The organism is Halorubrum rutilum (assembly GCF_024494565.1).
Window position 1 is genome coordinate 187,096 of the sequence record NZ_JANHDN010000004.1, and the last position, 12,066, is coordinate 199,161.

At 71.4% G+C, this 12,066-nt stretch carries 12 protein-coding genes; 6 read left to right on the top strand and 6 right to left on the bottom strand.

Translation table 11 applies throughout. The annotated features are described in order from the left end of the window. Positions 1-100 precede the first annotated feature (100 nt). Both NO900_RS10035 and NO900_RS10040 read left to right on the top strand, forming a co-directional pair. A complete protein-coding gene (locus NO900_RS10035) occupies positions 101-547 on the top strand; it encodes a hypothetical protein (protein WP_256409088.1) in 447 nt (148 codons plus the stop codon). A gap of 63 nt (positions 548-610) precedes the next feature. After that, positions 611-1,420, top strand: a complete 810-nt coding sequence (locus tag NO900_RS10040; RefSeq protein WP_256409089.1) for a nucleoside phosphorylase — start codon at positions 611-613, stop codon at positions 1,418-1,420. Positions 1,421-1,469: 49 nt separating this feature from the next. Here the strand turns inward: NO900_RS10040 and NO900_RS10045 are convergent, their stop codons facing one another. Together NO900_RS10045 and NO900_RS10050 are read right to left on the bottom strand one after the other, a co-directional pair. After that, positions 1,470-2,135: an HD domain-containing protein gene (locus tag NO900_RS10045; protein ID WP_256409090.1), complete on the bottom strand. Its 666-nt coding sequence runs from the start codon at positions 2,133-2,135 to the stop codon at positions 1,470-1,472. 9 nt (positions 2,136-2,144) lie between these two features. Continuing rightward, positions 2,145-2,840 (bottom strand): phosphoribosyltransferase, encoded by a 696-nt coding sequence (locus NO900_RS10050; RefSeq protein WP_256409091.1) that lies wholly within the window; start codon positions 2,838-2,840, stop codon positions 2,145-2,147. A 585-nt stretch (positions 2,841-3,425) separates the two neighbouring features. On the opposite strand from NO900_RS10050, the gene gatB reads away from it, so the two are divergent. The 3 genes from gatB to NO900_RS10065 are packed head-to-tail and all read left to right on the top strand — an operon-like array spanning position 3,426 to position 5,618. Further along, complete coding sequence (gene gatB / locus NO900_RS10055; protein WP_256409092.1) at positions 3,426-4,913, top strand: Asp-tRNA(Asn)/Glu-tRNA(Gln) amidotransferase subunit GatB; 1,488 nt, start codon at positions 3,426-3,428, stop codon at positions 4,911-4,913. 7 nt (positions 4,914-4,920) lie between these two features. Continuing rightward, positions 4,921-5,139, top strand: a complete 219-nt coding sequence (gene samp2 / locus NO900_RS10060) for a ubiquitin-like small modifier protein SAMP2 (RefSeq protein ID WP_256409093.1) — start codon at positions 4,921-4,923, stop codon at positions 5,137-5,139. Next, entirely contained in the window at positions 5,136-5,618 is a 483-nt protein-coding gene (locus tag NO900_RS10065) for a GNAT family N-acetyltransferase (RefSeq protein WP_321169221.1), read from the top strand. The genes samp2 and NO900_RS10065 overlap by 4 nt, the downstream gene beginning before the upstream one ends. Positions 5,619-5,625: 7 nt before the next feature. Here the strand turns inward: NO900_RS10065 and NO900_RS10070 are convergent, their stop codons facing one another. Further along, complete coding sequence (locus tag NO900_RS10070; RefSeq protein ID WP_256409094.1) at positions 5,626-6,987, bottom strand: MEDS domain-containing protein; 1,362 nt, start codon at positions 6,985-6,987, stop codon at positions 5,626-5,628. 277 nt (positions 6,988-7,264) lie between these two features. On the opposite strand from NO900_RS10070, the gene NO900_RS10075 reads away from it, so the two are divergent. After that, positions 7,265-8,074, top strand: coding sequence for an RlmE family RNA methyltransferase (locus tag NO900_RS10075; RefSeq protein WP_256409095.1), 810 nt, complete (start codon positions 7,265-7,267; stop codon positions 8,072-8,074). A gap of 15 nt (positions 8,075-8,089) precedes the next feature. Here the strand turns inward: NO900_RS10075 and NO900_RS10080 are convergent, their stop codons facing one another. The 3 genes from NO900_RS10080 to NO900_RS10090 all read right to left on the bottom strand — a co-directional run bounded on the left by NO900_RS10080 (position 8,090) and on the right by NO900_RS10090 (position 11,548). Then, the gene (locus NO900_RS10080) at positions 8,090-9,757 is read right to left on the bottom strand and encodes a histidine kinase N-terminal 7TM domain-containing protein (RefSeq protein WP_256409097.1); all 1,668 of its coding nucleotides are present in this window, start codon (positions 9,755-9,757) and stop codon (positions 8,090-8,092) included. 107 nt (positions 9,758-9,864) lie between these two features. Then, positions 9,865-10,437 carry a dihydrofolate reductase gene (locus NO900_RS10085; protein WP_256409098.1) on the bottom strand — a complete coding sequence of 191 codons (573 nt, stop codon included), beginning with the start codon at positions 10,435-10,437 and terminating at the stop codon, positions 9,865-9,867. A 40-nt stretch (positions 10,438-10,477) separates the two neighbouring features. Further along, a complete protein-coding gene (locus NO900_RS10090; RefSeq protein ID WP_256409099.1) occupies positions 10,478-11,548 on the bottom strand; it encodes an ornithine cyclodeaminase family protein in 1,071 nt (356 codons plus the stop codon). Positions 11,549-12,066 lie beyond the last annotated feature (518 nt).

Here is a 12,066-nt window from a genome sequence, read left to right on the forward strand (position 1 = left end):
AACGCGACGGCGACGCCGTCGGACCGCGGCAGGGACCCCAAAACGGATACCGAGCGGCCGCGTACTCGGACGGAGACGCCGCGCCCTCCCGAACGGACACATGGACCTCGACTCGAACGCGGCCCTCCGGCGAGCGCTCCTCGGAACCCGGTCGTCACCGAGACGGTCGGGAGCCGCGGTAGCCGCGGGGCTGTTCGGCGTGACCGGGCTGTTCGCGTTCGCGTCACACGCCGCTTTCGACGCGATACCCGAGGCGGTCCTGTTGCCGTTCGTCCTGCTCGGCGGCCTGCTCGCGGTCGGCGCCGCGTACGCCGGAAGCGGACTGCTCGTCAGCACGGCCCTGGTGGTCGGACCGGTGTACGGACCGGTGACGTTCTACGCGTGGCTGATCTCGACGCGAGAGGCGGCGCCCGTGGCGTTCGTGCTGTCGTTTTACGGACACGGCGCGCCGGCGCTCTGGGCGCCGATAGCCGTCGTCCTCGCCGCGGGTAGCTACGCGATCGGAGCGCTCGCTCGGCGGTTCGGGGACCGTCTCGGACTCCGGTGAGTCGGAGGCGCGCAGGCGGGCCCGACCGCAACACCCTTTCGCGAGTTCCGCGAACCGATCCACATGACCGACCCGTCCGACGCGGACGCGTCCCCGCTGTTCGAGGCGAAGGCGTTCGACGAACCGTCCGTGTTCGCGCCGAGCGCCCTGCTGGAGAACGCCCGCCGTCAGAAGGAGCTCCCGGAGCGCTCGGTCCCGGAGGTCTGCGTCCTCGATCCGGACGGGGACGTCGTGCGCCGGCTGCGAGCGGCCGGAGAGGCCGAGCAGGACGAGACGTGGCCGGGGTACCACACCGAGCTCTACCGGTTCGAGCGGGGCGGCGAGGAGTTCGGAATCGTCGGGTGCGCCGTCGGGGCGTCGTTCGCGGTCCTCGTCGCGGAGCAGCTGTTCGCCGCCGGCTGCGAGTTCCTCGTGAGCGTCACCTCCTCGGGGCGGATCGTCCCGCGGGACGACCCGCCGTACTTCGTGCTCGTCGAGCGCGCGCTCCGCGACGAGGGGACGAGCCACCACTACCGGCCGGCGGACCGCTACGCGTCCCTCGATCCCGAGCTCCTGAGGCCGGTCGAGCGCGAGTGCGAGGCGGTGCCCAGACCGGTGTACACGGGAGCGTCGTGGACGACGGACGCGCCGTTCCGGGAGACGGAGACCGCGATCGAACGCGCCCGGTCGGAGGGGATCCTCGCGGTCGAGATGGAGGCGGCGGCCCTCTACGCGTTCGCGGACGCCCGAGACCGGCCGGTCGTCTGCTTCGCGCACGTGACCAACCAGATGGGCCAGACCGAGGAGGAGTTCGAGAAGGGAGACGCGAACGGCAGCGAAGACGCGCTGGCGGTGATCGACGCGGCCGCCGCCGCGTGGCGCGCGTCGGACTGAGCGCTCGCGTCGCGTCGTAGTCCGCGGTCGCGCCCCGTCGTAGTGCGCGTCACTCGCCGTCACGGGCGGCCCGGTACCGATCGCGGAGGCGAGCGAACAGCGCGTTCCCGGTCTCGGTCCGCAGCCGCGGCCCGGTCGTCGCGAAGAACTCGTCGAGGTCGTCGTACTCGCGGAACGCCCCCGGATCGCCGTCGGCGGGGTCGTACCGGTCGTCGCGCTCGTAGCGGACGGCCTGGAGGCAGACGTCGAGGAGGTCGCACTCCTTGACGAGTATCGCCTCCGGCGACTCGCGCGCCTCGTACGCCTCCCACGCGTCGCGGACGCGGTCGGGGAGCGGCCCGGCGAGGTCGCGCATCGCCTCGCGCTCGGCGGCCTCCTTGGCGGCCGGGTCGACGGCGTCCGCGGTCGAGTCGGCGCGGGTCGCGACGTCGCCCGTCTCCGCCTCGGCGACGTCGTGGACCACCGCGAGCCGGAGCGCGCGGTCGAGGTCGACGCCGGGGAGGTCCCCGCGGAACCGGTCGCCGAGCGCGAGGACGAGGTAGGCGACCCCCCACGCGTGGGCCGCGACCGACTCGGGGTCGTCGACCCCGCGGAGCTGCCACCCCGTGCGCCGCTCGTCCTTGAGGGCGGAGGCGTCGAGGAGGGCGTCGAGGGCCTGTTCGGGGACGCCGTGGGGGTCGTCGGCAGCGTCCGACTCCGGGTCGTCTCCGGGCATCGCGGGCGGTCAGTCGGCGAGTCGCCAGGTCCCGTCGCCCGCCGAGTCGGCGACGCCGCGGCGGACCATCTCGTCGAGCACCTCGTCGAGGCGGCCGGGCTGGGCGACCTCCATCTCGATGCGGCCGATGCTGTGGTACTCGTCGAGGTAGTGGCGGAGGTCGTCGCGGTCGAACGTCTCCTGGCCGGCGCGCTCCATCGCGCCCTCGGTGAGGTCGATCATGTCTTCGAGGAAGTTCCACGGGTAGACGACCCACGTCCACTGTTCGAGCCGCTCGCCGACGAAGTCCGGCTGGAACTCGGAGGTGCCGAGCAGCTGGAGCGTCGCGGTGCGGATCTCGGCGGCGTCCCGGTCGTCGACGTACTCCTCGGCGCGGCGGATCGAGCCGCCGGTGTCCGCGATGTCGTCGATGATCAGGACGTCTTTCCCCTCGACGCTCCCCTCCGGCATCGGGTAGCGGATCTGGGGCTCGCCGCTCTTCTCCGCGGTCCCGACGTAGTGCTCCATCTTCAGGCTCGTCAGGTCGTTGAGCCCGAGGAAGTCGCAGACGCACCGCCCCGCGAACCAGCCGCCGCGGGCCAGGGCGACGACCACGTCCGGCTCGAAGTCGGCCCGTTTCACCGCGTTCGAGACGTTGCGGCAGAGCCCGTAGATGTACTCCCAGTTGGTGAGGGTGCAGTCGAAGTCGTCCGGGAGGTCGCTCATACGGCCGTTCCTCCCACCCGCGCGCTCATAAGGGTTTAGCAACGGCGCCGGAGGGGAGACCGGCGCGAGCACCGCGGCACGATTTCTCGGGAACGGCTGCGGTGGCGCGCGCCTGCGAGCGCCCTTCGGGCGCGAGCAGCGCGTGCGAGGGAGTCGGTCGCCCGAAGCGACGCGGAGGGCGACCGACGAGGCTGGGGAGGCGTGGGGTTGCGGTGCCGTGCTGGGCGGGGTGGGACTCAAAGGGGCAGCCGCGAGGACGGCACAGGCGATGCAAGCACCGCAAGGAGCGAACGACGTGAGCGACTGAGGAGCGCAGCGAGCGTGGGCCGTCCTCGCGGCTGGGGCTTTGGAGGTGGTCGCCGACGATCCGGGATCGGCCGCGTATCACCGAGCGGCTGGGACTTTGGAGGTGGTCGCCGACGATCCGGGATCGGCCGCGTATCACCGAGCGGCTGGGACTTTGAAACCGTTCACCGCGTCAGCGGCAGTAGCGACACACAGTCGAGAACCACGCGAACGAGCCTCCGAATCGACATCGTATCGGTCCCGACACGATTTAGGTGGCCGGCTCACAACGGACCGGTAATGAGCACTCAGGCCGCGACGGAGGAGCGGACGGTCGTGATCGGGCTGGAGGTCCACGTCCAGCTCGAGACCGACACGAAGATCTTCTGCGGCTGCTCGACGGAGCCCGAGGAGGACGAGGAGCCGAACACGCGCACCTGCCCGACCTGCCTCGGCCTGCCGGGCGCGCTGCCGGTCCTCAACGAGGCCGCCGTCGAGGCCGCGGTGAAGGTGGGGAAGGCGATCGACGCCGACATCCCCGAGACGACGACGTTCCACCGGAAGAACTACTACTACCCCGACCTGCCGAAGAACTTCCAGCTCACGCAGTACGACGCCCCGATCTGCCAGTCGGGCGAGCTCGAAGTGCGCGTCGACAGCGAGCCGCGCACCATCGGGATCACCCGGGCGCACCTGGAGGAGGACCCGGGGAGCCTCCAGCACGCCGGCGGCTCCATCGAGTCGGCGACCCACACCCTCGTGAACTACAACCGCGCCGGGACGCCGCTGATGGAGATCGTCACCGAGCCGGACTTCCGGTCGCCGGCGGAGACGCGCGCGTTCCTGGCGAAGCTCGAAGAAGTCCTCGAATACCTCGGCGTCTTCGACCCGACCCGCGACGGGAGCCTGCGCGTCGACGCCAACGTCTCGCTCGTACCGGAGGACCGGGTCGCAGACGACGGGACGATCACGGACGAGGCCCTCGCGGACGTGAACCGCGCCGAGGTGAAGAACATCTCCAGCCACAAGGGCGCCGAGCAGGCGCTCGCGTACGAGGTCACCCGCCAGGAGAACGTGCTCCGGCGCGGCCGCGAGATCGAGCAGGAGACGCGTCACTGGGACGAGGCGCGCGGCGTCACCGTCTCGATGCGCTCGAAGGAGGCCGAGAAGGACTACCGCTACTTCCGGGAGGCCGACCTGCCCGCGCTGGAGGTGTCGGACTGGAAGGAGTCGATCCCGATCCCGGAGCTGCCGGACGCCCGCCGGGAGCGCTTCCGCGATGAGTACGGGCTCGACCGCGAGTCCGCCTCGAAGCTCACCTCGACGAAGGCCGTCGCCGACTTCTTCGAGGACGTGGCCGAGTCGTTCGACCCCGAGCTCGCCGCGACGTGGGTCGCCGACAATCTGCTCGGCGAGCTCAACTACCGCGAGATGGCGATCACGGACGTCGAGGACCGCCTCGACGAGTTCAAGCGCCTGATCGAGCTGGTCGACGCCGAGGAGCTCACGGTGAAGAACGCCGAGGAGGTAGTCCTGCGCGAGATGCTCGACGCGGGCGAGGACCCCGAGACCGTCATCGAGCGCGAGGGGCTCGGCGTCGCCGACTCCGGCGAGGTCGAGGCCGCCGTCGACGCCGCGATCGACGACAACCCGGACGCCGTGAGCGACTACCACGACGGCGACGAGGGCGCGATCAACTTCCTCGTCGGCCAGGTGATGCAGGAGACGGGCGGCAGCGCCGACCCCGGCGAGGTGAACGGGCTGCTCCGCGAGCGGCTGGAGGGGTAGCCCCTCGATGCGCGTCTCGGTCGAGGTCGTCGGCGAGGGGACCCGAGCGGTCGACCTCCCCGACGACGCCACCTACGACGACCTCGTCCGCGAGGCCGGCTACCACCCGCAGGAGGCGTCGGCGCTGGTCGACGGCTCGCCCGTCCCCGGCGACCGCATTGTCGACGCCGACGAGGTCCGGATCCTGCGGCTGATCAAGGGCGGCGCGACGGGCGACGGCGCGTGAGCGAGAGCTCCGACCCCGCCGACGATCCGCCGGGCTCGGCCGGTTCCCGCGACCCGCCCGAGGACGTGATCGTCGAGCGGGCGACGCCCGACGACCGTCTCGACGTCCTCCGGATCCTCGACGCGGCGATGCTGGAGACGGACGCGGCGACCGTGGACGACCGGATCGCGGCCGGAGACGCCCTCGTCGCGCGCTCGACCAGAACCGGCGGGGTCGTCGGCGCGCTGGTCGCCGCCCGTCCCGACCCCGACCGGCTCCACGTCGACGGCGTCGCGGTCAGGCGTGCGCGTCGGGGAGGGGGGATCGGTTCCGCGCTCCTCGCGGCCGCGGTCGATCGCGGGCGGTCGGACTCCGCTATCGAGACCGTCACCGCCGCGTTCGACGACGACCTGGTCGCGTTCTACGAGGCAATCGGATTCGTCGTCACCGGCGACACGACCGACGCCCGCCGGCACGGCCGGATCCGCGTCGGCGACTGATCGCCCGTCAGTCGCCGACGCGGTACAGCTCGAACCGGACCCGCGTCCGGTCGTCGGCGTCCACAAACTCGACGGTCCCGTTGGCCGACTCGGCGATCCACCGCATGAGCCAGAGCCCCAGCCCGCTGCCGTGGGCGAGCGGCGTCTCCCTGGTCTCTCGGAGGCACCGCAGCTCGTGTTCGGGGATCGACCCCGGGTTCTGTACCTCGATCCGTACCCGCTCGCTCGTCGGAATCGACACCGCGATCTCGACTCTCGGCGTCGGGTCGTCCTGGTGGACGATCCCGTTCCGGATCGCCTCTTCGAGCGCAACGTCGAGGTTCACGTCCGCGAGAACGACGTGTTCCGGCGATGCAGGGGCTTGGATCCGCGCGTTCGGATACTCGATCCGGACCTCTTCGACAGCCCGCTCTATCGCCGGCCGGAGCGGCGTCGGCTCGACCGTCGAGCGCCCGATCGTCCGCTGGATGTACCGTGCCTTCGCTGCCGTCTCGACGACGGCGTCCGCGTGGCTCGCAGCGGCGGCGACGCGGTCGGCCTCGGCGGCCGTCAGCGACTCGCTCCTCGACAGCTCGGTGAGCACCCCCTGGACGACGTTGAGGTCGTTTCGGATGTTGTGGCGCAACACTCGGTTGAGGACGGTGAGCCGCTCCTCGCGGCGATCCAGCTCCCGGTTGCTCTCGGCCAGTCCCCGGGCCTGCTCTAACATGAGTCGAGCGTCGGGATGTTCCGCGTCTCCGGAGCGGTACGCTTCGAGCGAGACGTGAAAGGGGTTCTCGCAGAGCGTTCCGTCGAAGACGACCTGTCGGTGCGTCCGCAGCGCCTTCGCGGCCGCCGCCTCGTCGAACCGTCGGAGGTCGTACTGACACAGCGCGGTCACCGGCTCGTCGGGGCACGCCGAGTCGAACGCGAACTCGAAATCAACGATCTCGTCAAACGACTTCTCGGCCCCGAACGCCCACGTGTTCTCCCCGGCGAGCCAGAGCCCCTCGTAGCCGCCCGCGGCGCTCCGTTCCGCCTCCGACCGCAGCTCGGTGACGGTGTTGCTGGAGTCGAACCCGCCGTCGAGGTATACCTCCGACGCGTCGCGGACGGCGAGGTCGCCGGCGGCGGCCCGCGCCGCGACATCCACGTCTGCATCTCGAAGGGCCGCTTCGATCCGCGACTGCGGGTTCGCATCGGCGAGGTACACGCACCGATGCCCGGTCGCGAGCCCGTGCGAGAGGAACGCGGACACGGTGTCGAGCTGCGCGGCCGTCGACTCGTAGAACAGCGCGAGGTGACGGTCAAGGTCGCGGCCGGCGAACTCGGCGCGCAGGTTCTCTTGCGATCGGGCACCGAAGCCGATCGACTCTCCTTCGGTAGGCATCTGAGTATCGACTGTACAAAATGGAGGCGGATAAAACGGCCGGAAACGCTCTGAGTCGGCCGTTCACCGCTCGTCGCGGCGAAAATCAACGGCCGGCACCAGGGCGCCCCTCGGCCACAGTCGCTCTCCTCGCGGCTGGTGTCAACGGACCGAACCGCACTGAGCCGTCGACGGTCGCATTCGACGTTCATTTCCCGGTCGCTCCCGTTGTTACGGGTATGAGCGCGATTTCGCCCTCGATTTCGGCGGTCCCATCCCGGGGCGCGGTGATCAAGATATGAGCGGCAAAGACGAATACTACAACCGATCGAAACAGCAGGGGTACCGGAGCCGGGCCTCCTACAAGCTGAAGCAGATCGACGAGGATGCGGACCTCCTCGACCCCGGCGACACCGTGGTCGACCTCGGGGCCGCCCCGGGCGGGTGGCTGCAGGTCGCGGCCGAGGAAGTGGGCGAGTCGGGCACCGTCGTCGGCGTCGACCTCCAGCGCATCGAGGACCTCGACGAGGGCGACGTGGAGACCATCCGGGGCGACATGACCGAGGAGCGCACCCGACACTACCTGCGCGAGGCGGTCGGCGAGCGCGGCGCGGACGCGGTGCTCTCTGACATGGCCCCGAACATGACCGGCGAGTACGCGCTCGATCACGCGCGGTCGGTCCACCTCGCGCGGCAGGCGTTCGACGTGGCCGAGGAGCTGCTCGCGCCCGGCGGGGACTTCGTCGTCAAGGTGTTCCAGGGCGAGGACCTCGACGCCTTCCGCGAGGAGGTCCGGAGCGAGTTCCAGTACCTCCGGACCGTCTCGCCGCCCGCCTCCCGCGACTCCTCCTCGGAGGTGTACCTCGTCGCCAGGGGGCTGAACACCGCGCCCGTCGCGGCCGGCGACCGGCTGGAGGTGACCGTCGAGGAGCTCGGCGACGAGGGCGACGGGATCGCGTACGTCGAGGGGTACTCGCTGTTCGTCCCGGACGCCGACGTGGGCGAGGCCGTGACCGTCGAGGTCGACGAGGCCAAGCCGCGGTTCGGATTCGCCGAGCGCGTCGACGGCGGCTCTGACAGCGATTCCGACGCCGAGAGCGACGACTGAGCCGACGACCCCTCCTCACTCGGCCGGGTCCCGCTCGACCGTGGCCCCGCGAACGACGTACCGGACGCCGTCCTCGTACCCGGGGTCGGGCTCCACGGTCCACCCCTCGACCCGGGCGAGCGCGCGGACGTTCGGCAGCGACATGCCCGCGTCGGCGCTCGGCTCGGCGCTCTCGTACTCGAAGAGGAGCGCCGCCTCGTCGCCGTCGGTCGCGGCGAACCGGCCGTCGTCCGCGATCGCGAACCCGTCGTCGGTCAGGGAGACGGTCACCGCCGTCGCGCCGTTGAACGCGGCGAACGCGAGCGCGTTCTTGAACACCTGCTTGAGGCGCGTCGGGGTCGCGAGCACCCGACCGCTCCCCTCGACGGTCACCGCGACGTCGGCGTCGGCGGCGGACTCCGCGTCGGCCACCGCCGCCTCGAAGTCGACGAGCGACGGCTCGTCGAAGTCGCGGGCGTGGCGCACCAGCGTGTGGAGGTCCTCGACGACGCCGCCGATCCGGCCGACGCGGCGGCGCGCGACCGCGACCGACTCGGCCGCGCCCTCGGCGTCGTCGTCGGCGAGCCGCTCCGCCGCGTCCGCGAGGTAGCCGTCGGCGACGGCGACGGAGTTCCGCAGCTCGTGGGCGATCGCGCCCGCCATGTCGCCGAGCTGTTCCTCGTGGCGTTCGAGCCGGTCGCGCTGTCGCTCGATGGCGGTCACGTCCTGCACGAGCAGCGCCCAGCCGAACTCCGCCCCGCCGACGGAGAGCGACTCGCTCGTGACGCAGTAGGTCCGCTCGTCGCCGCCGGCGTCGACGACGTCGACGAGGACGGGGGCCTCCTCGCGGTACGCGTCGGCGACGGGCGGCGAGACCTCCTCGACGCGGGTCGCGCCGTCCGCGATCGCGGGGAACAGCTCCGCGGCCCGCTCGTTGTGATCGCGGAGCCGGCCGTCGGCGTCGAGGACGAGGACGCCGCCGGCGGTGCGCTCGACGAACGAGCGCGTCGCCGTGCGCTCGACGGCGAGGAAGGTGTCCTCCACGAGGTAGACGGTCCCGACCGCGAAGACGGCGACGCCGAGCGGTTCGTAGCTCAGCGACGGCAACAGGGACGGCGCCGCCTGGGCGACCGCGTTCGGAACGACCGGGAGCCCCGTCGCCGCGAACAGCCCGGCGAGCGTCCACGACGAGTGCTCCGACTCCCGGAAGAGCCGGTACAGGAGGTAGAAGCCGACGAGCGAGAGCGCGTACGCGAGGGCGAGCGACCCCCAGTACAGCGCCCCCTCGTCGATGAGGAGGCGGCGGACGGGGTCGGTGCGGAACGACGCGTCGAAGTACCGGCCGTGGATCGGGTTCGTGAGCTTCGCCGCGACGACGGCGACGTAGACCGCGAGGCCCGCTCGCCGGTACGCCGACCGGCGGTGGTAGTCCCGGCCGGCGTACGCGGAGGCGAAGTACAGCCAGGCGAACGGCGTGGCGAAGCCGACGATGAGCGCGAGGACGTACAGCGCGACCGCCGTCGGCTCCCGGCCCGCGAGCAGCACCCCGGCCTGGAGGAGCCCCCAGACGCCGACGAGGACCAGGAGCCAGCGGAGCCCGCGCCTGGCGTCGTCGTTCCGCAGGCGAGACCCGTGAAGGGCGGCGACGAAACAGGCCGCAGCCGAGAGCGCGAACAGGCCGACGAGCCACCACGAGGCCGCCATCTATCGAGGTGACCCACGTCCGATACCCACTTAGTTTGGTCGCCTAACTCGGGGACGACTGGCGGACGAGGGACAGTCGACTGACACGTCGCGGGCGACGTGCCGGCTCACGCGGCGTCCGCGCGTCGGACCCACTCGCGGAGCGTGAACCCCTCGTAGTCCGTCTCGTCGGCCACGCGCCACTCCGACTCGTCCCACGCCGGGAACCGGGTGTCGCCCTCGTAGGCGCCGTCGACGTGGCTGAGGACCATCCGGTCGATCCGGGGCTGGAACAGCTCGTAGACCGTCCCGCCGCCGAGGACGTAGACGGCCGGCTCGGGCGCGTCGCCGAGCGACCCCGTCCCGGCGGGCGCCGCTTCCCCGGCGACACGGTCGACCGATCCGGCGTCGACGCCCTCGCCGACGAGCTCGCGGGCGAGGTCGATCGCCGCGTCGACGCCGTCGGCGACGACCGCGGTCGGCTCGTCCACCGCGTCGACGCTGCGGCTCACGACGATCTGCCGGCGGCCGGGGAGGTCGCCGCGCATCGACTCGAAGGTCCGACGGCCTAAGATCACCGGCGAGCCGGCGACGCGGGCGCGGTACTGACGCACGTCCTCGGGGAGGTCCGGCCACGGGACGCCGCCGTCGTTCCCGATCACCCGGTTCTCCGCGAGCGCGGCGACGCTGACGAGTTGCACGGGAGCGATACGGGCGGGAGCGATAAAAAGGCCGTCGCGGTCACTCGGCGAGTCCGAGCAGGTCGAACGGGGAGCCGTTGTCGGCCTCGTCGGCCTGCTCGTAGACGACGCGGGCGGCCGCGACGTCCTGGATCGCGAGGCCGGTGGAGTCGAAGACGGTGACGCCCGTGACGCCCGCCCCGCCCGTCGCGGGGCCGTTTCCGCCGGCGTCGACCCCGGCCCGACCCGAGCGGGCGCCGACGACGATCTCGCCGATCTCGCCGTAGATATCGTCGTCGGTGAGCGTCCCCGCCGCGTAGGGGACATTGATCTCGCCGGAGTGGGTGCACTGCTCGCGGTCGTCGATGACGATCGTCGCGTCGAGCAGGAGCTCGTCCGCCAGCTCGTGTTTCCCCGCCGCGTCGGCGCCCATCGCGTTGACGTGGGTGTGCTCGCCCACGTCGCCGGGGCCGACGATCGGGTCCTCGACGGGCGTCACCGTCGAGAGGATATCGCAGTGGCCGGCCTCCGAAACGGAGCCCGCCCGGACGTCGAACCGGTCGCCGAAGGCGTCGATGAAGTCGGCGACGCGCTCCTCGTCGAGGTCGCTCACGACGACCTCCTCGACGTCGCGCACCTCGGCGATGGCCTCCAGCTGCGTGTACGACTGGACGCCCGCGCCGACGATCCCGAGCGAGGTCGCGTCGGGGACGGCGAGGTGGTCGGTGGCGACCGCGGCGGCCGCGCCCGTTCGCTTCATGGTGAGCGTCGTGCCGTCGAGGATCGCCAGCGGGAACGCCGTCTCGGGGTCGGAGTAGATCATCGTCCCCATCACGGTCGGGAGGCCGTGGTCGGCGGGGTTGTTCGGGTGCGCGTTCACCCACTTGATCCCGGCCGCGTCCCACCCCTCGCCGTCGGCCGTCTCCTCGGCGGTGTCCGCCTCGCGCACGTCGAGGTAGGCGGGCATCGACCGGAAGTCGCCGTCGTACTCCGGGAGGTCGATGTACGACTTCGCCGGCATCTTCGCGTTCCCGCGCTCGTAGGCCGTGAACGCGCCGCGCACCGCGTCGATGACCCGGTCCATGCGAGCGTTCTCGTCGACGTCGTCGGCGTTCAGAAGCAGCGTCTGCATGCCGCGAGTTTTGCCGGTGGGGTACTTGAACCCTGCTGGATCGACGGCGGGCACGGGGGCGATCGGTGTGACCGGCCACCGCGGTGGCGCGTGCCGCCGAGGCCGCCTGGCGGCCGAGGGGCACGCGCGAGGGAGTCGCGAGGGAGCGGGCGACCGGCGGGAGCCCCGACCGAGCGACGAGGCTGGGGAGGCGTGAGGCTGCGGTGCGGAGCGGTTGGGTGGGACTCAAAGGGGCAGCCGCGAGGACGAAGCACGGCGACGGAAGCACCGCAGCGAGCAACGCGAGCGAGGAGCGCACCGAGCCGCGCGAGTCCTCGCGGCTGGGGCTTTGGAGGTGTTCTCTATATCACCGACAGCAACGATTTATAAGCGAGCGGCTGGGGCTTTGGAGCTCCTCGTCGTCGAGTCGCCGACCACGTACTACCGAGCGGCTGGGGCTTCGGCGATGCTCACCGCCGATCTGCCAGCCACAATTATATATAACCGAACTCCGAGATTCACCGCTCCACCTGTTCGTC